The sequence below is a fragment of the Desemzia sp. C1 genome, assembly GCF_020882875.1.
In the GTDB taxonomy this organism is placed as follows: domain Bacteria; phylum Bacillota; class Bacilli; order Lactobacillales; family Carnobacteriaceae; genus Desemzia; species Desemzia incerta.
This window is the reverse complement of sequence record NZ_JAJIZP010000003.1, coordinates 2,240,144-2,261,532: the sequence shown is the minus strand read 5'-3', so window position 1 is coordinate 2,261,532 and position 21,389 is coordinate 2,240,144. Positions and strand designations below refer to the sequence as shown.

At 38.2% G+C, this 21,389-nt stretch carries 22 protein-coding genes and 1 riboswitch; of the genes, 18 read left to right on the top strand and 4 right to left on the bottom strand.

Annotated elements, in window-relative coordinates; genetic code table 11:
• Nucleotides 1–72 precede the first annotated feature (72 nt).
• Nucleotides 73–195: riboswitch (FMN riboswitch) on the top strand.
• Between the two features lie 128 nt (nucleotides 196–323).
• The 8 genes from LMF32_RS11380 (at nucleotide 324) to LMF32_RS11345 (ending at nucleotide 8,474) form a co-directional block, all read left to right on the top strand.
• Nucleotides 324–917 carry an ECF transporter S component gene (locus LMF32_RS11380; RefSeq protein WP_230524826.1) on the top strand — a complete coding sequence of 198 codons (594 nt, stop codon included), beginning with the start codon at nucleotides 324–326 and terminating at the stop codon, nucleotides 915–917.
• Nucleotides 918–1,085: 168 nt separating this feature from the next.
• Nucleotides 1,086–2,153, top strand: a complete 1,068-nt coding sequence (locus LMF32_RS11375; protein WP_230524825.1) for a helix-turn-helix domain-containing protein — start codon at nucleotides 1,086–1,088, stop codon at nucleotides 2,151–2,153.
• Nucleotides 2,146–3,603 carry an ATP-dependent DNA helicase RecQ gene (locus LMF32_RS11370; RefSeq protein WP_230524824.1) on the top strand — a complete coding sequence of 486 codons (1,458 nt, stop codon included), beginning with the start codon at nucleotides 2,146–2,148 and terminating at the stop codon, nucleotides 3,601–3,603. Before LMF32_RS11375 ends, LMF32_RS11370 begins: the two co-directional genes overlap by 8 nt.
• A 59-nt stretch (nucleotides 3,604–3,662) precedes the next feature.
• The gene (locus LMF32_RS11365) at nucleotides 3,663–4,304 is read left to right on the top strand and encodes a LysM domain-containing protein (RefSeq protein WP_230524823.1); all 642 of its coding nucleotides are present in this window, start codon (nucleotides 3,663–3,665) and stop codon (nucleotides 4,302–4,304) included.
• 147 nt (nucleotides 4,305–4,451) lie between these two features.
• Nucleotides 4,452–5,123 carry a (d)CMP kinase gene (cmk, locus tag LMF32_RS11360; RefSeq protein ID WP_230524822.1) on the top strand — a complete coding sequence of 224 codons (672 nt, stop codon included), beginning with the start codon at nucleotides 4,452–4,454 and terminating at the stop codon, nucleotides 5,121–5,123.
• A 103-nt stretch (nucleotides 5,124–5,226) separates the two neighbouring features.
• Nucleotides 5,227–6,453: a 30S ribosomal protein S1 gene (rpsA, locus tag LMF32_RS11355; RefSeq protein WP_230524821.1), complete on the top strand. Its 1,227-nt coding sequence runs from the start codon at nucleotides 5,227–5,229 to the stop codon at nucleotides 6,451–6,453.
• 175 nt (nucleotides 6,454–6,628) lie between these two features.
• The gene (der, locus tag LMF32_RS11350) at nucleotides 6,629–7,942 is read left to right on the top strand and encodes a ribosome biogenesis GTPase Der (RefSeq protein ID WP_230524820.1); all 1,314 of its coding nucleotides are present in this window, start codon (nucleotides 6,629–6,631) and stop codon (nucleotides 7,940–7,942) included.
• 256 nt (nucleotides 7,943–8,198) lie between these two features.
• Nucleotides 8,199–8,474 (top strand): HU family DNA-binding protein, encoded by a 276-nt coding sequence (locus tag LMF32_RS11345; protein ID WP_092480109.1) that lies wholly within the window; start codon nucleotides 8,199–8,201, stop codon nucleotides 8,472–8,474.
• 189 nt (nucleotides 8,475–8,663) lie between these two features.
• On the opposite strand, the gene LMF32_RS11340 is transcribed toward LMF32_RS11345, so the two are convergent.
• Nucleotides 8,664–8,882, bottom strand: a complete 219-nt coding sequence (locus LMF32_RS11340) for a DUF3006 domain-containing protein (protein ID WP_230524819.1) — start codon at nucleotides 8,880–8,882, stop codon at nucleotides 8,664–8,666.
• A complete protein-coding gene (locus LMF32_RS11335) occupies nucleotides 8,883–9,722 on the bottom strand; it encodes a ComEC/Rec2 family competence protein (RefSeq protein WP_230524818.1) in 840 nt (279 codons plus the stop codon). It lies immediately after the preceding gene.
• Nucleotides 9,723–10,031: 309 nt separating this feature from the next.
• Here LMF32_RS11335 and LMF32_RS11330 point away from each other — a divergent pair, with 309 nt between their 5' ends.
• Together LMF32_RS11330 and LMF32_RS11325 are read left to right on the top strand one after the other, a co-directional pair.
• Entirely contained in the window at nucleotides 10,032–11,297 is a 1,266-nt protein-coding gene (locus LMF32_RS11330) for a tetratricopeptide repeat protein (protein WP_092480106.1), read from the top strand.
• A 46-nt stretch (nucleotides 11,298–11,343) separates the two neighbouring features.
• A complete protein-coding gene (locus tag LMF32_RS11325; protein WP_230524817.1) occupies nucleotides 11,344–11,919 on the top strand; it encodes a ReoY family proteolytic degradation factor in 576 nt (191 codons plus the stop codon).
• 54 nt (nucleotides 11,920–11,973) lie between these two features.
• On the opposite strand, the gene LMF32_RS11320 is transcribed toward LMF32_RS11325, so the two are convergent.
• Both LMF32_RS11320 and LMF32_RS11315 read right to left on the bottom strand, forming a co-directional pair.
• Nucleotides 11,974–12,861 (bottom strand): YitT family protein, encoded by an 888-nt coding sequence (locus LMF32_RS11320; protein WP_188204197.1) that lies wholly within the window; start codon nucleotides 12,859–12,861, stop codon nucleotides 11,974–11,976.
• A 203-nt stretch (nucleotides 12,862–13,064) separates the two neighbouring features.
• On the bottom strand, nucleotides 13,065–13,481 hold the full coding sequence (locus tag LMF32_RS11315) for a hypothetical protein (RefSeq protein WP_230524816.1): 417 nt from the start codon (nucleotides 13,479–13,481) through the stop codon (nucleotides 13,065–13,067).
• 253 nt (nucleotides 13,482–13,734) lie between these two features.
• Here LMF32_RS11315 and LMF32_RS11310 point away from each other — a divergent pair, with 253 nt between their 5' ends.
• The 8 genes from LMF32_RS11310 to asnS all read left to right on the top strand — a co-directional run bounded on the left by LMF32_RS11310 (nucleotide 13,735) and on the right by asnS (nucleotide 21,270).
• Nucleotides 13,735–14,058, top strand: a complete 324-nt coding sequence (locus tag LMF32_RS11310; protein ID WP_188204195.1) for a nucleotide pyrophosphohydrolase — start codon at nucleotides 13,735–13,737, stop codon at nucleotides 14,056–14,058.
• Nucleotide 14,059: 1 nt separating this feature from the next.
• Entirely contained in the window at nucleotides 14,060–14,848 is a 789-nt protein-coding gene (gene dapB / locus LMF32_RS11305; RefSeq protein WP_230524815.1) for a 4-hydroxy-tetrahydrodipicolinate reductase, read from the top strand.
• On the top strand, nucleotides 14,845–16,041 hold the full coding sequence (locus LMF32_RS11300; protein ID WP_230524814.1) for a CCA tRNA nucleotidyltransferase: 1,197 nt from the start codon (nucleotides 14,845–14,847) through the stop codon (nucleotides 16,039–16,041). Before dapB ends, LMF32_RS11300 begins: the two co-directional genes overlap by 4 nt.
• A 12-nt stretch (nucleotides 16,042–16,053) precedes the next feature.
• The gene (locus LMF32_RS11295; protein ID WP_230524813.1) at nucleotides 16,054–16,236 is read left to right on the top strand and encodes a hypothetical protein; all 183 of its coding nucleotides are present in this window, start codon (nucleotides 16,054–16,056) and stop codon (nucleotides 16,234–16,236) included.
• Nucleotides 16,237–16,413 (top strand): hypothetical protein, encoded by a 177-nt coding sequence (locus LMF32_RS11290; protein WP_230524812.1) that lies wholly within the window; start codon nucleotides 16,237–16,239, stop codon nucleotides 16,411–16,413.
• Nucleotides 16,414–16,517: 104 nt separating this feature from the next.
• Nucleotides 16,518–19,322: an ATP-dependent DNA helicase DinG gene (gene dinG, locus LMF32_RS11285; protein WP_230524811.1), complete on the top strand. Its 2,805-nt coding sequence runs from the start codon at nucleotides 16,518–16,520 to the stop codon at nucleotides 19,320–19,322.
• A gap of 79 nt (nucleotides 19,323–19,401) precedes the next feature.
• Nucleotides 19,402–19,878 (top strand): DUF5590 domain-containing protein, encoded by a 477-nt coding sequence (locus tag LMF32_RS11280; RefSeq protein ID WP_230524810.1) that lies wholly within the window; start codon nucleotides 19,402–19,404, stop codon nucleotides 19,876–19,878.
• Between the two features lie 93 nt (nucleotides 19,879–19,971).
• Nucleotides 19,972–21,270 carry an asparagine--tRNA ligase gene (gene asnS / locus LMF32_RS11275; protein ID WP_092480097.1) on the top strand — a complete coding sequence of 433 codons (1,299 nt, stop codon included), beginning with the start codon at nucleotides 19,972–19,974 and terminating at the stop codon, nucleotides 21,268–21,270.
• The last annotated feature ends 119 nt before the right edge of the window (nucleotides 21,271–21,389 follow it).

Here is a 21,389-nt window from a genome sequence, read left to right as displayed (position 1 = left end):
AAAGTAAGTAAAAGCTTGTTTTTTAATGACGACTGTCGTATAATCATAAGTGAATTAAAAAATAAAATATTGATTCGTCTTCAGGGGCAGGGTGTAATTCCCGACCGGTGGTAAAGTCCACGAGCCAAATGTCTTGTTTGGTTGAACTGGTGTAATTCCAGTACCGACAGTAAAGTCTGGATAAAGAAGATGGGGTTATTTGAATTGTGATATATTCAATGCTCTGTTTGCTATTCTGAAGAAAAGCAGACGGAGCATTTTTTATTTCTATTCTGTTTAACCGCAAGATGCTCATGCTGATGAATCCTTTTAGGAGGATTTTTATGCAAACAAGATCTACAAGAAACACAAAGAAAATGGTGGGAATCGCTATATTAGGCGCTATGTCTTTTATTTTGATCAACTTTTCTTTTCCTATCGTACCAGGAGTCTCTTTTTTGAAAGTAGACTTCAGTGATATGCCAAGTATCATTGGCATGTTCTTATACGGACCGGTTGGTGGTATCGCTATCGCCTTTATCCGAAGTCTCTTACATTATGTACAAACAGGTGGAGATGCCGGTTTTCCAATCGGAGACCTTACAAGTTTTGTCGCGTCAGTCTCTTATTTGCTTCCGCTCTACTGGGTCGTACGTAAGAAAGGAACATCTTTAAACAATTTGATCCTAGGCAGCGTGGCTGGTACGCTGACGTTGACTGCAGTATTGTCTGTTCTGAACTATTACGTTGTTGCACCACTTTATATGTGGGTGTTAAACTTTGATGTAGGACCAATGATGCAATACGTGCTATATGGGGTACTGCCGTTCAATTTAGCTAAAGGGTTTTTGATCAGTGTGGTATTTATTGTTCTTTTCGGAAAATTAAAACCTTGGCTTTTACGCAATGGATTATATAAACTAAACACTGCAAAATAACAAATAGACTTTTAACATACGAGAAACTAAAGATCGCTTTTAGCGGTTTTTAGTTTTTTTTTGTTTAAAAGCCTATTTTATCTGTAATTTTGGTATAGTAGTGTAAAGAACAGAAAATTATAAGTTCATGCAACAGAAATTTTTAATACGTAAAGGCTGGAAAAAAATATGGTACTTACATACACAGATTATTTTATACTGACTCTCTTTTCTACTGAGCAGCCTAAAAAGGGGTCTACTGTCTTTCATATATTACAAGGTAAAAAAACAGCCTCTATTTTATATCGTGCAGCAGACTATAGTTTGGACTGTTTTTTTGGTTTTTTTCCAACTATCGTGCGGCACGCTTTTTTTCAAAGATTAGATCAATTAGTGTCTGTCGGATATGTAACTTTTAATTCTGATATTGACGAATACCGACAGACTGTTGAAGGCAAAGAGGCTGCAGAACGGTATTTTTCCCATCATTATTATCCCACAAAAGTGCGTTGGATGACTCATGGGCGTGCAGTCCAAGAATTTCAGAAAAAAGTTTATTTTTTAACGCAAATCTTTTCAGAAATCCGACACAACAACTCACGGTATATTCCGTTAGAAAAAAACGGCGCTATCCAGCAGTGGGCCAAACAGTGGTTAAAGCAGCAACGTTCTGATGTGCAAGAGTCTGCTGTGAAATTTGGACAAGAATGGAAATTGCTGCTGTCTCAATTAGAAAGCGAGAATGCAATCGTCATTGCTCAGTCGATGTCCGGGCATCAAATTGTCGGATTGACCAAAAAACAGCTTGCGGAACGGATGTCTGTAGAAGCACTAGAAATTAGTATGAGGGAAGCAGATACCTTCAGCAGACTGGTGGAATTGACAGCAAAACAACAAACGGAAGTTCCTTTGTTCTATTCGATTCTGAAAGAAATCATGGAACAAAATGACAACAGTCTGTCTAAAAGCGCTAAAGAAACGATTCAGCTGATTCAAAAAGGGTATTCATTGGAACAAGTTACGAATTTGCGCAACTTGAAAAAAAGTACGGTCTCTGAACACCTTATTGAGTGGGTTATACTGTTTCCCAAGGTAGACATCAAACCTTTTATTCCAAAAGAAATTTACCAAATAGCAGAAGACCTGATGAATGAAAATCCAGCATACACATTTAAAGACATGCAGGAAAAAATTCCGGCAATGGAATTTTTGTGGTTTCGATTGATGCAGATCGAAAGGAGGAGAAAAAATGGATAGTAAAGTGGATATTCATGAGTTGCTGAAGCTCAAATTTGGATATGACACCTTTAGAGAAGGGCAAGAAGAAACGATAAGAGCTGCCTTATCTGGCAAGAATACTCTAGTTATGCTGCCGACAGGTACTGGAAAATCCATCTGTTATCAGCTGACTGGCTATGCTACCAATGGAACGGCTATCATTGTTTCTCCTTTGATTTCATTGATGCAAGACCAAGTAGAACAATTGAAAATGAATGGAGAAAAAAGAGTCGTGGCTTTAAACAGTTTGCTCTCTCCAAATCATAAACGTCAAGTACTCAGACAGTTGCATCAATTCAAATTCATTTATTTGTCGCCTGAGATGTTGTTGCAGCCTCAAGTATTGGAAGCTTTAAAAACCATTTCAATCAGTTTGTTCGTGATCGATGAAGCGCATTGTATTTCTCAATGGGGGATGGATTTCAGACCAGAGTATTCCAGTTTAGGTCAAATCAGAAAAGCTTTAGGAAATCCTTTGACTATGGCGTTGACGGCTACTGCAACTCCGCGAGTCAGAGAAGAGATTCTCACGAGCTTACAGTTGTTGCCGGATGATACGCACCAAATCCTTTACTCGGTGAACCGGCCAAATATTTCGTTGGGGACGATCCAGTGCGAGAATCATGCGCATAAGAATGAGTTAGTGATTGAAATGGTGCAAAAAATCAGCAAACCAGGGATCATTTATTTCTCGAGTAAGAAAATGGCGGATGAGATTGCTTTATTGATTCGTTCTCAGACCTCGTTGGCGGCAGAAAGCTACCATTCTAGTTTAGAAACAGGAGACAAAATCAAGATCCAGCACCAATTTATCCAAGGGGCAATAGATGTTATTTGTGCAACTAGTGCGTTTGGTATGGGGATCAATAAAAGCAATATTCGATTTGTATTCCATTATCACTTGCCAGCCAGCCCTGAAGCTTACTTGCAGGAAATCGGGAGAGCAGGTCGAGATGGCCAGCCTAGTGTGGCTTTATTGTTCTATGAGCAAGGAGACCACTATATCCATCAACGTTTTCAAGAAGAAGCTTTGCCGAGTGAAGATGTGATTGAAATGGTTTATCGAGATCCGTCTAAATTGGATTTGTTTCCGAATGAAGATAGCCACAAGCAATTATTGAGTTCGTTTATAGAATTGAAGCGGCCGCTGCAAGAGGTCAAAAGGCAAATGGAGCTGCAGCGAAAAGTAAAACAGAATCAATTGTACTTTATGATTCATTACATCCAGTCTCCTGAGTGCAAGCGTGAGTTGCTGCTGCATTATTTTGAAGAAACGTTAACGCAGAAACCGGAAATCTGCTGTTCTTCGTGCGGATTAGACTTGGAAAAATATCAAACCAGTGAAGAAAATCAAGTAAATAGTCATAAAGAGTTCAAAAAAGAGTGGCAAAATACGCTAAATGACCTATTTTTGTTGGAAAATTTATAAGGAAATGACAGAGATCCTATGCTATAATAATCATGAAATTAGAAAGGAGAGGGATGTACATGGCCAGAAAGAAAAAAGGTCATTCAAATGATGCGGATGAGTTATGGTCTCGCAAATTTGACGAAGATGAGGGATATACAAACGGCAATTATTCTAGAACTGAAAGAAAAAAAGCTGATAAAGCAATATCGCCTGTATTGAAATCATTATGGATATTTTTAGCCCTTTTTATTATATTACCAACAGGTGTTTATTTATGGTATACCTATAACGACCAAGTTACTACGGCAGCCGAATCTGAATCTGAAACTTTAATCGTAAAAGAAAATGAAGCCGACAACAGTGAAGAAAAACAACCGGAAAAAGAATCCAGCGAATCTGAATCTGAATCCAAAGAAACAGAAGCTGCTGAAGAAAAAAGTGAAAGTTCACAAGCTGCTTCCAGCGAATCTTCTAAAGTAATAGAATCTTCTCAAGCAGTGGAGAGCGAATCCAAACCAGTTGAAGAAAGTGCAGCAACTGAATCTTCTCAAGCTGCGGAATCTAAACCTGCTGACGCATCAAAGACGTACACTGTAAAACCAGGAGATAATTTATACCGAATTGCGTTAAATCATGGAATGTCAACAGATCAATTAAAAACTTTAAACGGTTTGACAACAGATGAAGTTGCAGTAGGTACCGTTCTAATGGTAAAATAGTGAAGCATTAAAGAGTTGAGATCATCGTCTCAGCTCTTTATTTTTGTGCAAATCAACCTAATGGTCTGTACAAAGCTCAGTAAAGAAAACAGCTTGGCAGCTATACTGCTGATCAAGGACATTTTTTGGAAGAAAGAAGGAACTTAAGTGGATAAAAAGTTGAGAATAGCGATAGATGGACCGGCTTCCGCTGGTAAAAGTACAGTAGCAAAAATTTTAGCAAGTGATTTAAATTACATTTACTGTGATACGGGAGCCATGTACAGAGTTCTGACACTGCAAGCGTTAAGACATGACGTAGATGTAGAAGACGAGAGTAAACTGGTAGCTCTTTTAAAAGATACGGACATTACTTTTGAACCTGATGGAAATCAGCAAAAAGTATTCTTAAATGGTGAAAATGTAACGACTGACATCAGACAACCAGATGTAACAAATGCGGTTTCAGCTGTATCAGCTCATAAAGGCGTTCGCGAAGAATTAGTGCGCCGCCAACAAGTGATCGCAGAAGCAGGCGGCATCGTTATGGATGGAAGAGATATTGGAACGGCTGTATTACCGGATGCTGAGGTAAAGATTTTTCTTGTAGCTAGTGCAAAAGAAAGAGCAGAAAGAAGATACAAAGAAAATATCAGCAAAGGAATCGAAACTCCTTTAGAAGTCTTGCAAAAAGAAATCGAAGATCGCGATTATAAAGATTCTCATCGCGAGGTATCGCCTCTAGTCCAAGCAGATGATGCAGTTTTGCTGGATACTACCAGTTTATCGATTGATGAAGTAGTAGGTAAAATGAAAGAAATTATTCTAAAATTAATCTAATTGTAATCTTTTTTCAAAATTACAGTACTTTTATTGGCATTCTTACTAATGATTAGGTAAAATAATATGTGTAGGATTTATTTCGTTATTAGGAGGATGCCACATGACAGAAAATGAGAATATACATGAAGTTGAAGAACAACAATCTATGTCAGATGTTATGAAAGACGTTGAGGAAATCAGCATCGGAGATATCGTTGAAGGTGAAGTTTTAGCGATTGATGAAAACAAACAGGCAATCGTGGGATTAGGCGGCGGATTAGAAGGCGTTATTCCCCACAATGAATTGTCAGCGTCACCTTTTGAAAATGTTTCAGACGTGATCAAAGTCGGCGATAAAATGGATCTTGTCGTGATCAAAGAAAGTAAAGACAAAGAAAACGGCAGCTATTTGTTATCTAAACGCCGTATCGAGGCGAAAAAAGTTTGGGAAAAAATCCAAAAAGATTACGAAGAAGGCAATATTATCGAGGCTCCAGTAACGAACGTTGTTAAAGGCGGACTTGTTGTAGATGTTGGAGTACGCGGTTTTGTGCCAGCCTCTATGGTAGAAGTTTTCTTTGTAGATGACTTTTCAGAATACAAAGGAAAAACCATGACCTTTAAGATCATTGAGATTGAACCAAGCGAAAATCGTTTGATTTTATCTCATAAAGCAGTCGCAGAAGCAGAAAATGAAGCGAAGAAAGAAGAAGCGTTGGCTAACTTAGTTGAAGGAGAAACGGTTACAGGTACAGTAGCTCGTTTGACTAACTTTGGTGCTTTCATCGATCTTGGCGGAGTGGACGGTTTGGTTCACATTTCTGAAATTTCATATGGCCATGTCAATGAGCCTAGCGATGAATTGACTGTTGGAGAAGAAGTACAAGTCAAAATTCTTTCTGTAAATAAAGAAGAAGGCCGTATTTCTTTATCTATCAAAGAAACATTGCCTGGACCATGGGATGACATTGAAGAACGTGCTACAGCAGGCGCGATCTTGGAAGGTGAAGTTAAACGGTTAACAAGCTTTGGAGCTTTCATTGAAGTATTCCCAGGTGTTGAAGGTTTGGTTCACATTTCTCAAATTTCCCACAATCACATTGCGACTCCGCATGAAGTATTAACAGTTGGAGAAAAAATCAAAGTGAAAGTGTTGTCTGTCAGCCCTGAAGAACAACGCTTATCACTAAGTATCAAAGCTCTAGAAGAGAAACCTGAACGTATCCATCAAGAACCAAGAGCTGAAGAAGTTCCCGAAGTTGAAGAGGAAACAGGCTTTACTTTAGGAGACTTGATCGGAGACCAATTGGCAGATATCTCAACTGAAGAGGAAGATTCAAAAGAGTAATCAAGCATATAAACAACAGGAGCATGTGGTTTCCATGGAGACCACATGCTTTTTTGTGGCTAAAAACAAAATAAAAACGTAAACAACGCGTTAAATTGCAAATGTTGTTTGCAACTTTGCACAAATTAAACTAAACTAGTAAGAGTACAAAAGTAGAAAAAGAGGAGGCTAGAACATGGCAAAACCAGTAATCGCCATTGTTGGTCGTCCAAATGTAGGAAAATCAACAATTTTTAACCGTATTGTCGGAGAACGTGTTTCTATTGTCGAAGACATTGCAGGAGTTACCCGTGACCGGATATATTCTCCAGCAGAGTGGTTAGGAAAAGAATTTAATGTGATTGATACAGGTGGAATTGATATAGGGGACGAACCCTTTTTAGAACAGATTAGACAGCAAGCAGAAATCGCTATTGAAGAAGCAGACGTGATCATTTTTCTTACGAGTGCAAGAGAAGGTGTCACAGATGCTGATGAAAATGTAGCTCAAATTTTATACCGCAGCAATAAGCCGGTGTTATTAGCGGTGAACAAAGTAGATAATCCAGAAATGAGAACGGATATTTTTGATTTCTACTCATTAGGACTAGGAGAACCGTATCCTGTTTCAGGAAGTCATGGAATTGGATTGGGAGACTTATTAGATGCAGCTATCACGCATTTTCCAGAAGAAGGCGAAGAAGAATACGACGATTCAGTCATTAAATTCAGCTTGATCGGTAGACCGAATGTTGGAAAATCTTCATTGGTCAATGCGATCCTTGGAGAAGAACGAGTGATTGTTTCTAATGTAGCGGGAACAACAAGAGATGCGATCGATACCTCTTTCACGTCTAAAGACGGAGAAGAATTTGTGATGATCGATACTGCCGGGATTCGTAAAAAAGGGAAGGTCTATGAGAATACAGAGAAATATAGTGTTTTAAGAGCCCTTAGAGCGATCGAACGGTCAGATGTTGTCCTTTGCGTGTTGAATGCTGAAGAAGGCATCAGAGAGCAAGATAAGAAGGTTGCTGGATACGCGCATGAAGCTGGTAAAGGAATCATTATTTTAGTGAACAAGTGGGATGCAATCGAGAAAGATACAAAGACGATGAAGACTTTTGAGGATAATATCCGTGAAGAATTCGCGTACTTGAGCTATGCTCCGATCATTTATGTTTCTGCTTTAACGAAACAACGCTTGCACCAATTACCAGAATTAATCAGCAGAGTAAGCCAAAACCAAAGATTGCGTATTCAATCATCTACGTTAAACGAAGTGATTTTGGATGCAGTAGCTATGAACCCAACGCCTACAGACAAAGGAAAACGTCTGAAGATTTACTATGCAACTCAAGTGGCTACCAAACCACCTACATTTGTGGTGTTCGTTAACGAACCAGAAATGATGCATTTCTCTTACGCTCGTTATTTAGAAAATCGTTTGCGAGATACCTTTAGTTTTGAAGGGACTCCAATACGCTTGATTACGCGCCGTAGAAAGTAAAATTCGGTATTTTACCACAGTTGATATGGAAGTTCAACTTTTTCCCAAGTTTTGATCAAACCTTTGGGAAAATTGCTGAATATCACTAAAAAACATTGCAGTATCAATATTTGTGTGATATCTTTTTAGATGAAATGTCATTTAGATCAACTAATTTTCATTTCACTACTTGTTGTTTTTGGACCACTCAAAAATGACTTAGGATGTTTATAAAAAACGAACATCGATTCTTCTTTTCGAGGAGGTGAAATTATAAATGGCTAATAAAGCACAATTAATCGAGAGTGTAGTATCTAAAACAGATCTTAACAAAAAACAAGCAACTGTAGCAGTTGACGCTGTTTTCGGATCTATCCAAGAATTACTAAGCGATGGTGAAAAAGTTCAAATCATCGGATTTGGTAACTTCGAAGTACGTGACCGCGCAGCTCGTAAAGGACGTAACCCTCAAACAGGGGAAGAAATCCAAATCGATGCAAGCAAAGTACCTGCATTCAAACCAGGTAAAGCGCTTAAAGATGCAGTTAAATAATCTGTACTTAAAAACCCCTGATACGTCAGGGGTTTTTGTCATGTCTAGGGTGGTTTAAAATTTAAATATAGCAAAAATATAGCACTTCTTTTACAAACAACTTTTTTCTAGCTGTTCAATAAAGTTGGATTGCATAGAGTTAACTAATAGAGCAAAAAATCCCCTGCTGGAATTCAGCAAGGGATTTTTTTATTCTTCTTCAAATAATTCATTCATCAATTCTTCGATCTCAGCGCGTAGTTTCTCGGTTCCGGCTTTATCAATAGTAATCGACTTACCATCAAAAATCAGCATATCGCCAACTTCAGCGTTTTTAGGCAGCTCATTTCTAGGAATATCCCGCATTTCCTTGCCAAATTCTACAACAGCTAGGTTGTCTTCAAAGCGATCAATAATTCCTTTTTCCATTTATTTCACCGTCTTTACTGTTATTTTTGAACCATTAGAAGTGAAGATAACGTTGCCAGATTTATCCGTACGGTAAACGGTTGACTTCACTTTTTTCAAACGATTTAAAACATCAGAAGTAGGGTGCTTGTATCCATTTTTACCTACAGAGATGACAGAATATGTAGGTTTTGCTTTATCTAAAAATTTAGCAGACGTAGAGTATTTAGAACCGTGATGGGCAACTTTTAAGACATCTACTTTAGAAATCAATTTTTTAGCCAACAGATCATTTTCAGATTTTGTTTCAGCATCTCCCGTGAATAGGAAGGATTTTTTATTGTGTTTCAGATGTAAAACAGCACTCCAGTTGTTTAAATCGCTTTTAGCATACGACTTGACTGGACCTAGGAATTTCAAGGTAATATCTTTTGCTTTTGTTGGAATCTCTAGACCTTGTTTAACTGCAGTGATCTTTAGTTTCTTGTTTTTAACAGCTGTTAAAAAGTCTTTATATGCTTGGGTAGTATGACTGACATTTGGAGCATACACTTTACCAACTTTCATATTCTTAATCACATGAGCTAAACCTCCCACATGATCAGCATCTGGATGAGTAGAAACAACAGCCGTAAGAGAAGTGACTTTGTTTTTCTTCAAATAGTTAACGACATCCGGGCCTTTACCTTTTCCTCCACCATCAATCAAAATATTCTCATTGGGTGTTTGAACCAGTATAGCATCACCTTGACCAACATTTAGAAAATGAACTTTGACTGAGCTGGCTGCGCTAACATCCTTGACCCCTATAAAAAACAGTGCAAACAATAAAACAAGAGAAAAAACTTTTAATTTCTTCATGTCTGCCTCCTCCAATACTATGTGGTATACCAATTAATTTATTTCATTTTGAGTATACTCCATTTTTTGAGATGAGTATATACGCAAATAGATGGATTTTCCGTTTTTAATTTAAAAAAATAACAAAATTTATCTATAAGAGTAAATCAATAAAACAAATTCTAGAACCAAACTCGTTTATGGGGAAAAGGGCTATTCTAAACTCAAATAAAAATACTGACGCTTGGTGCGATAGCTGTTTTTCTCTGTTAAACTGTGTTAAACTGGGAACTAACAAAATTGTGTAGTACTGTGAAAGAGGTTTTTGTGATGTCATATGGAGAAAAAATGATTCAATCTTTAAAAGATGGAAATTTAGAAGAAGCTAATCTCTTATTTGCTCAAGCTTTGGAACACGATTCTGATGAAGAATTGTATCTTTTAAGCGATAGCTTGTATGAACTAGGTTTTATTGAAGAGACGAAAGCCATCAACTTGCAATTATTAGAAGTTTATCCAGAAAACGATGAATTAAAAGTTGGGTTGGCAGAGATTGCTATTGAAGAAGGCGATATGGAATCAGCAATGGATTGGCTGGCAAAAATCGAAGAGACAAGTGAAGCTTATCCTCAAGCACTATTGGTGTCGGCAGACTTGTACTATGTTCAAGGGCTGTATGAAGTCAGCGAGCAAAAATTGCTGCAAGCTAAAGAAGTAGTAGGAGACGAACCGGCTGTTATTTTCGCTTTAGCAGAATTGCACTTTTCGATGGGAAAATACGCTCAAGCTATTAAAGGTTATGAAGATTTAATGGTACAGGGATACGATGAGTTATCGGGTATCAATTTGTCTGCACGATGTGGCGGAGCTTACAGTGCCATGGGAGATTTTGAAGAAGCGATCAACTACTTGAAGCAAAGCTTAGAAGAAAGCGAGCACGTAGACACGCTATTCCAGTTAGGTTTCACGTACATGCAGCAAAAAGAATACCAACGAGCGAATGAAGCATTCTTTAAATTAAAAGAATTGGACCCGAGTTATACGTCTGTGTACCCTTATTTGGCTAAAGGGTTGGAAGAAGAGCTTCGGTTGGATAAAGCACAAGAAGTCATCCAGGAAGGATTACAGTATGATGAATTCAATCCTGAACTGTATGTTCAAGGAGCAAACATTTATCTCAAACTAGAAGATGAAGAAGCCGCAGAAGGTTATTATCAAAAAGCGCTCGAATTAGATCCTGATAATGCAGCTTACTTGTTGGCGTATACCAACTTATTGAACAAGCAAGAACGTTTCTCAGAAACTGTTGAGATCATTCAACATGCTTTAACAGAAGATGAAGTTGATCCACAATTCTATTGGAATATGGCTATCGCTAACGAAGGGCTGGAAGAATATGAAGCAGCAGGGAACTCTTTTGCCAAAGCTTATCCTTCTTTCAAACAGAACGCTTCGTTCTTGAAGAACTATATTTCCTATTTGAGAGAAGAAGGAGACCGCGTATTCATTAAAGAAGTCTTGCGCGACTACTTGCTCATTGAACCAAGTGATGAAGAAATGTTGAGTTTCTACGAGTCAATAAATAGCAACTATTAACATCCTGGGGTATAATAAGCTAAAGGGAGTATAAGGGGGTTTTCCTATGAATATCCAAGTTTCTTTAGAAGAAAAAAAATCCTTCATTGGCTGGTTTTTAGATCGTCATCAACTAAAAAGAAGAGAATCTATGTGGATTTTGAATTACTTGTTGAATCACGATATTGTGTTGAACAAGGTTCATTTTGTTGAGGATGTGGAAACTACTCCTAGAGGGATCATGATGTCGACTGTTGGAATGGACAATGAACCTTTTCTATTTTACAAAGACGGAAAGTCTTTTAGTGACCCTGAGCAAGCTTTTCATGAAGTCAGACTCAATTGGCATGAAGATATGTATCTCGAATTAGTATTCAGAGAACCCTGGAAAACAGAGGAATATTTAGCTATTTTAGAAGACAACCCTTACCACAGATGGAATGATACTATCCCTAAAGACGTGAAGAAAGACGCTGAACATGCCATCATCCATTTAAATTTAAGCGAAAAGAAACAAGTGATGCTGAAATTGATCGATGAAGCATTGGAATCCGGCAACCGTCAAGAGTTTATTGAATTTTCTACGAAGCTGAAAGAAATCGATAAAGAATTATTGAACCATCAAAAGAAAATTAATTTATAATCAAAAAGGTGTCGATTCTCTTTTCGAGAAGCGGCACCTTTTTTGATTATGCAGTTATTTTTTAGCTTTCAGCAAGCGATTCTTAGGTTTCGGGTCATAAGAAAATCCTTCACCTAAAACTTCGTGGACTGAAAGGATCGAAATGAATGCATTGGGATCCGTTTGATTGATGATATTTTTAGCTAGTACGATTTCATGAGCACCCATCACACAATACAAAATATTTTTTTCTTCTTTAGAATAAGCACCTTCTGCTTTGATATATGTTACACCGCGATTCAGTTCAGCTAGAAGATTATCGGCAATAGCGCCGCTTTTATCAGAAATCACTAACACACCTCGACCAGAATAAGATCCATCTTGGATGAAATCTACCATTCGAGTAAAAACAAATGAGTTCAATAAAGTATACATCATGTGAGGCAAATCAATATAAGTTAAAGACAACACCAAAACCAATACATCAAAGGCCAATAAAGTTTTCCCCATCGCAATACCGTATTTCTTTTCTGCAATACGCGCAATGATATCAGAACCTCCAGTAGTGCCTCCAGCTCGGTAAATCAACCCACTTCCGATACCGCCGCCTAATCCGGCAAGTATAGCTGCAATCAGCAAGTCATCTCCAATAGGAATCGTTACTGGGACTCGTTGCCAAACATCTAAGAAAAAGGACAACATAACTGTCCCATAAAGAGTGTAAATCAAAGACTGATTGCCCAATAATTTCCATCCGATAAAAATCATGGGGATGTTTAAAATCAATGTAGAATAGGCCGGATTGATTCCGAATAAACTATTGAGAATCAACGTGATCCCCGTAAAACCGCCTTCTGCCAAGTCATTAGCTATGTTGATATTTACTAAACTAAATCCAAATAAAGCACACCCGAAAGTGATTAAAAAGAGGTTCTTTAGTATATGTAACTTATTTATTTGCATTTTATCATTCCTTATTTCTGAAAATCATGTTTCCTTAGGGTATCCAAATAGATGATTCTTCAGTTAATTTATAGACACCCTTAAGATAATACCTTCTTTTTTTATAAGAAGCAATACGAGTTCAAAAGTGTTTTCTCATATAAAAAACGGAATATAAGAAAAGCAAACTCCATATAATGTGAGTTCGTGTTATGTAAAAACCACTAGACAGCCAGTTGTTTTTGCAGTCTTTCAACAATTGCAGCAACATTCGTTTTTTGCCACGGGTGTTTTGCAATCCATTTGTTGACTTGGTAAACATCTTTTTTTCTATAGGCGTGATTGTGATATTTGATGAACATTTTATAATAAAGGCCTCTATTTTTAATTGCGATACTTGCAACATCTGACAGGGGAATAGCATAAATTTCTTCTGGAACCAACTTTCCCCAAAAGGATAAAGGCAATACAATCATTTCTTGTTCGTCATTAAAGGTTAAATAGTGAACTTTTACTTTAGTAGCTCTGGCCATCGGAGATAACAAAGCCCCTTTAGGTTGAAGAGTTCCCATAACGGTTTGGCCGATGGCTGCTTGATAACCTTTATCTGATAATGCCGACAAAACTTCTTTTTCTTCCATAGTGTTCCTCCTCAATAAAATAAAATTATTTATTATTATATAATGAAACGATTTTGGAAGCTACCGTGTACTTTTATGAGGGACAAAAGAGATATACGTTAACTTCTTGATTTTTCTGTTAATAAAAGAGAAAATAGACTAGTATAAAAATGGAAAGGTTCGCCATTTTTGAAGAAACTGAAACTGGTAACAAAAAGCACAGCATAATGGTTGCGGGTTTAATTTAAATACTGACAGAATCGAGGAAGAAGAAATGGAAAAAAGTCTCTCAGCTATCCAAAAAGAAGTGGATGAGTATATCCAACAATTCAAGACAGGGTATTTTTCTCCATTAGGTCAATTGGCGCGACTCACAGAAGAAGTGGGAGAATTGGCCAGAGAAATCAATCACTATTATGGCGAAAAACAAAAGAAACCCTCAGAAGAAACAAAAGAAGTGAAAGAAGAAATAGGAGATACATTGTTCGTGTTGATTTCGTTAGCCAATTCTTTAGATATTGACTTAACAGAATCGTTTGATACGATCATGAAAAAATTCAATGAACGAGATGCCAATCGTTTTGAAAGGAAAGAATGACATGATAAAAATAATCGTTGCTGGATTTAAAGGGAAAATGGGCAGCACAGCGACCAAAATGGTCTTAGATACGCCTGAATTCGAACTGGTAGGTGTATTGGATCCTCACGCTGATGAAAGTAATTTAAATGAATTGAGCGAGTATACGGAAGATATTCCTGTCTTTCATCGCAAAGAAGACGTACTAGCGGAAACTTCAGTAGACGTATGGATCGATTTTACGATTCCTGAAGTAGCGTATGAAAATACACGATTTGCTTTAGAGAATAGTATTCGCCCCGTAGTAGGGACAACAGGGTTAGACGAAGAAGACGTTAAGGAATTGCAAAGACTGGCAGATCAAAAGCGTATAGGAGGCCTTATAGCGCCTAATTTCGCTATTGGAGCTATCTTGATGATGCAGTTTGCAGCTCAAGCAGCGAAATACTTTCCAGATGTAGAAATCATCGAATTGCACCATGACAATAAATTAGACGCTCCAAGCGGTACAGCGATCAAAACCGCTGAAATGATCGTTGAAGAAAGAGGAGCCCATCAACAAGGACACCCAGATGAAAAAGAAAGTCTTGCAGGAGCACGTGGAGCGGATTATCAAGGAATGAAGATCCACAGTGTTCGACTTCCGGGATTAGTGGCTCACCAACAAGTCCAATTCGGGAGCACAGGTGAAGGACTGACCATTCGCCACGATTCTTATGACCGCTCTTCTTTTATGACAGGTGTAGCATTAGCGTGTACTAAAGTGATGGAAAATGAACAATTGGTCTATGGATTGGAAAATCTGCTATGAAATTAATCCATCAAACTTTTGTGCAAGCATTACCCTTGATCGAACAAATCGAAGCGGTAGGTTTTGAAGCTTATTTCGTAGGGGGCAGTGTCAGAGATGCCCTGTTAGGCAAAGAAATCAATGATGTCGACATCGCGACTAGTGCTTTTCCTGCTGAAATTAAGCAGATTTTTCCTAAAACGATCGATGTTGGAATAGAACATGGAACAGTCATGGTGTTATGGGATGGAGAGGCTTATGAAATCACGACTTTTAGGACAGAATCGACGTACCAGGATTTTAGACGTCCGGATAAAGTTGAGTTTGTCCGCTCATTAGAAGAAGACCTGAAAAGAAGAGATTTTACCGTGAACGCTCTAGCAATGGATAAAAAGGGGCAGATCATGGACTACTTTAATGGACAAGAGGATTTGAAACAAGGGATCATTAAAGCAGTAGGGTCTCCTCAAGAACGATTTCATGAAGATGCTTTACGTATGATGCGGGCTGTTCGTTTTGTAAGTCAACTAGGTTTCACTATGGAACACGACACTCAAGAAGCCATTAATCAGCATCAGGCATTATTGGAAAAAATCTCAGTAGAACGTATTGCCATAGAGTTTATGAAATTACTGCAAGGAAAAGGACGTAGTAAAGGATTGACGCTGTTTATCGACACTGGACTCTATCAATATTGTCCCGGATTAGCCGCTTACCGATCACAATTGGTGCAGTTCGCTCAATTTGAAGGAGAGCTTCCTACTCGTTTATCTGCATGGACACTATTGCTGTACCATTTAGGTATCCCGACCGAAAAAACAACGGCCTTTTTAAAAGGATGGAAGTGCTCGAATAAAGAAATGCAGGCGGTAACGCTTGCCGTTGGTACATTGAGAACTAGAATAAATCATCCTTTGACTTCTTTAGAGCTGTACCAAGCAGGTTTGGAGATTGCGCTGGAAGTGGAAGAAATGGTCTCTAAGCTGCAAGTACCAGCTGACCTGGAATCTGTAAAAACGCGTTACGAGCAATTAGCGATCAAAGGAAAAAGCGATATTGTCGTTACAGGGAATGATATTTTAGCGGTTTTGGCTATTAAACCTGGAAGATGGTTAGGCGAAGTATTAAATGAAATCGAGCAACTGATCGTGACAGAACAGTTAGAAAATACGAAAGAAGCTATTTTAAATTGGGTGAAAAATACACACCAGTGAGGGGATCAAAGGATGAAAGACTATGCCAGTAAACTGTTTGTTGTGGAAGAAAAACATACAGCTGCTGCTATGGGATCGGGTGATTTAGCAGTCTTAGCCACTCCGGCTCTAGTAGCGATGGTCGAGAACACAGCTAAAGAGAGCATCCAAAACCTTGTAGATCCCGGACAAACCACAGTCGGGATCGAGATATAGATGAATCATTCAGCTGCTACAGCCTTAGGGAAAAAGGTGTTGTGCAAAGTAAACCTGGTTCAGCAAGAAAAACGAGTGCTGGTTTTTCAATTTGAAGCAACGGTAGAAGACCAGCTGATTGCTTCAGGTATTCATAAACGTGCGATCGTTGAGACAGAAAAGTTTATGAGCAAATGATCATGCCGCTGATGTGATAGATAGATCACGAAAGACAGCTCTATAGAATCAAAACTGTGGTATGATGTGAGAGATGAAATCGATAAAAGAATTAGGTGACAATAATGGATGAGAAAACCACATATGCTGTTGTCGATATAGAAACAACAGGTGGAAATGTGCAAAGTGGAGACCGGATAATTCAATTTGGATGTGTGTTGATCGAAAATGATCAAATCGTCCATCAATTTGCGACTGATGTGAACCCGTTAAGAAATATCCCTAAAGAGATCGAACACTTAACAGGGATATCCAATAAAACAGTAGCTACTGCTCCTTATTTTGAAGATGTGGCAGCAACTATCTTCAATTTGCTGGAAGGGTGCGTCTTTGTGGCGCACAATATTCAATTCGACTACTTTTTTCTATCTGAGGAGATGGTTCGTTGCGGGTTGCCTCCTTTGACGTTGAAAGGGATAGATACTGTTGAATTAGCGCAAATTTTATTTCCTACAGAACCCAGTTTTACGTTGAATGACTTAATGAACGCGCAAGGTATTGTACATACCAATCCTCATCAAGCTTACAGTGATGCGTATGCAACAGCAGAACTGTTTTTATTGATGAAACAAAAACTTCTGGAATTGCCGTTGGTAACGGTAGAAAAGATCACGTCTATTGCTGCTCATTGTACGATGGACACGCAGCTCTTTTTCCAAATCAATCTAGCAGAAATGAAAGACAACATTGCTGAACTTCCCGAGCAGTTGATGATTAAAAAAGGGTTGGCATTACGCAAAAAAAATGTATCTTTTGAGCAGAAAAACCATCGTGAACGATTTGATTACCCGTATACCTCCGATAAAAAAGCCGCCTTGTTTACACCTCATTTTGAATTGAGGGATACTCAGATTCGAATGATGGATACGATACAAGAAACACTTACTGGAGAAAAAACGGAGCATATTGCTATAGAAGCCCCGACCGGAATTGGGAAAACTTTCGGTTACTTGTTTCCGGCTGTTTTTCATGCGTCCAGCGAGAAACCAATCGTAGTGAGTACGTATACGACTTTGCTGCAACAGCAGCTCTTTTATAAAGATATCGTCCAATTGCAAAAGATTATTCCTTTTCCCATTCAAGCAGCAATGTTGAAAGGCAAAAGTCATTATATCCATTTGTCTAAATTTGACAGTTTGTTGCAGAAACCTGTTACCCAAAAACTGGAAGCCATTTACCAAATGAAAGTACTGGTATGGTTGACTCAAACGGAAACTGGAGACTTAGACGAATTAAACTTGACGAGTTACGATCAGCCTTTTTGGAACAAGGTTCGTCATCGCGGTTGGCTGGGCAACGAAACAGAAGATGAGTGGTATGAAGAAGATTTTTATCTTCATGCAAAAAATTTGGTCCAACATGCTGGCATCATTGTGACGAATCATGCGTATTTGTGCCATGACCTTCAAAAAGAAGACAAGACATTGTCCAATTTCACGAGTTTGATCGTTGATGAGGCACATCATTTAAGTGAAGTTGCGCAAAGCTCCACAAGCCAGGTTTTTCGGTATTATTATTTGCAGAAAATGGGCAAACGGTTGGGTAAGAAAGACGATAAAAGCAGCTTGATCGGTCAGTTGACAGACTTACTCGATAAGCCGACACAATCGATTACTCAACAAGTCGAAAATATTGAGATGAGTGTGTACTTTTTGATGGATACATTGTCTCAATTAGTGGATGAGTTGCTTCAATTCTGTGCAGAAGCAGAGCTGAACGAGGAGTTTAGAAAAGACCGTTACGATATTCCTTATGACAGAGAGAAAGACGGTCTTTTATTTAAAAAAACGTCAAAACAGGTCATTCAATTGATGAATGAGGTGTGTTTCCAAGGATTTGAAGTCGTTCATGCGTTATTAAAAGAGAGAGAACGATTTACTCAAACTGAATTGCATTTGATCACTGATTTTTATGACTGCTTGACGGACTTGGAAAACCAAAAAGACATTTTTATAACGGTATTCCAAAACCCTAATGAGCAAGAAGTGACTTGGTTTTCTTATACTGAAAAAAGTCCAAAAAATAGTTTTACTGCGCAACAGTCCTATGTAACCAACGATCAATTTTTAAAAGAACGGTTGATCACTAAAGTACCGACGATCATCTATACAGGAGCGACGTTAGAGGTAGATGGCAGTTTCGATTATTTTCAAAAACAGATTGGGGAAACGGCTCTAAAGACATTGAAGTTAAATTCTCCTTATGACTACGAAAAACAAGTCAGATTCTGGATACCAAAAGAAGTCACACCTATAAAATCTATGACAAAAAAACGGTATGCTCAAATGATTGTCCGTTACTTAAGCAGTATTTGCAGAAATTCTCAAGAGAATATGTTAGTGCTGTTTACTTCCTATGAATCGCTTCATGAAGTATATGCCGAATTGCAGAAAAAACCGGAATTTTTTGGAAGAGAGATTCTGGCACAAGGGCTTTCTGGAAGTCGAGAACGTATCTTGAAACGCTTTTTCAGGTCTCAAGGAGGTATTTTGCTGGGCGCGGACAGTTTCTGGGAAGGCGTCGATTTGCCGGGGAAATCCTTGAGTGTTATCGTGGTGACCAGGTTGCCGTTTGAATCGCCGGATCGTCCCTTCGTCAAGGCTAAGCATTATTGGATGAAAAAGAATCATTTGAATCCTTTTTATGTAGATACGTTGCCTAAAGCGACACTGCGATTGAAACAAGGATTAGGCCGTCTGGTACGTTCTGAAACAGATAAAGGGGTTTTTATCGTCTTAGATGAGCGCTTGGTTCATTCCAATTTTGGGAAACAAATGCAGCGATCTTTACCAAATGGTGTGAGAATCGAAAAAATTGCGGAGAACCAAATGGAAGAGGAATTAAGAAAATTCTTAATTGATGAGATATAGAAAATGGCTTTTATATCTGCTATACTGAGTTAATTAAAGCAAGATTTATTTTACTAAGAGACAGACGGGATTGTCAAAAATGAAAAAAAAAGTTTTAATCGTTTCGATTATTTTAATGATCGTAGTAATTGTTTTTTCTATTTCAGTGTATCGAACAGCCAATGCGCCTCTAAGAAGAGCCGAAAAGGAAGCTTTCGCGGTTGCTAAAGATGCGGCGGGTTTGACTGAAGTGACAGACTTTTATTGGTATAATGGAACACAAACTTATTTCACAGTTACCGGATTAAATGAAGAAAACGAAGAAATCGTGGCCATCGTTGCTCAAGATGGTGGTGCAACGACTGTATTGAATAAAAAAGATTTAGTGACGGAAAAACAAGCGATTCAATTAGCTAAAAAAGAAACCAATGCAAAAGAGGTTCTTGAAGCCAGAATTGGGATCGAAGAAGATACAGCCATATGGGAAGTTGCGTATAAGCAAGAAAATGGACGTTTGGGCTACTATGTCCTGTCATTAGAGACGGGCGAATGGATCAAAGGAATCGAGAATATTTAAAAGTCCTTTTTCAAAAGAGATTCCTGTAGTACAATGAAGTAAGTGAAAGAAAGAGACAAAAGAAAATTTTATAGGCAAAAGGGGATTACTAAGTTGAATCGTATCAGAATTATTGACTCTAAAAATCACGTTGGCGAAGAAGTACAGATTGGTGCTTGGATCGCTAATAAACGTTCTAGCGGAAAAATTGCATTTCTAGAATTAAGAGATGGATCAGCTTTCTTCCAAGGCGTTATTGTGAAAAGTGATGTAGAAGAAGAAGTGTTCCAACTGGCAAAAAGTATCAATCAAGAATCATCTGTTATGATCACAGGGATCATTCAAGAAGACAGCCGTTCAAAATTCGGTTACGAGATCCTTGTAAAAGATATTCAATTAATCGGTGAAAGCCATGATTACCCGATCACTCCTAAAGAACATGGAGTTGAATTCTTGATGGACAACCGTCATTTATGGTTGCGTTCATCTAAACAGCATGCCATTATGCAAGTACGTAACGAAATTATTCGTGCTACGTATGAATTCTTTAATAAAGAAGGTTTCATGAAGATCGACCCGCCAATTTTGACTGGAAGTGCTGCGGAAGATACAACAGAATTATTCCATACTGAATATTTTGATCAAGATGCGTTCCTATCTCAAAGTGGACAATTATACATGGAAGCAGCAGTAATGGCTTTTGGAAAAGTATTTTCATTTGGACCAACGTTCAGAGCTGAAAAATCTAAAACGAGAAGACATTTGATTGAGTTCTGGATGATGGAACCTGAAATGGCATTTACGAACCATGAAGAAAGTCTAGTTGTTCAAGAAAACTACGTTGCTTACATTGTTCAACAAGTTATCGACAACTGCGAACAAGCTTTGCATACATTAGACAGAGACGTAGAAACATTGCGCAAATACACTCAATTGCCTTACCCAAGAATCAGCTATGATGATGCAGTTACTTTGCTGCAAGAGAATGGCTTCGAAGATTTAGAATGGGGAATAGATTTTGGTTCTCCTCACGAGACGTTTATTGCGAGTCAATATGAAACACCTGTATTCATCGTAAACTATCCAAAAGCTATCAAAGCCTTCTACATGAAACAACACCCAGAAAGAGAAGATGTTGTATTGTGTGCAGATATGATTGCTCCTGAAGGTTACGGAGAAATCATCGGCGGTAGTGAACGTGAAGAAAATTATGAGCTTTTAAAAACTCGTATTCATGAGTTTGGATTGAAAGAAGAAGATTACGATTGGTATTTAGACTTGCGTAAATACGGAAGTGTTCCTCACTCAGGATTCGGATTAGGTCTTGAGAGAACGGTAGCATGGATTTCAGGTACGGAACATGTACGTGAGACGATTCCATTCCCACGCTTGTTGAACCGTATTTACCCATAAGAAATTTCTAAAAAGAACGAACCCGAACGGGAGCTGGGACATTAATCCCGGCTCCTTTTTGATGATTGTTGAAACAACATGCATTAAAAATTTAGATCAATAGACATGTTTAAGAATAC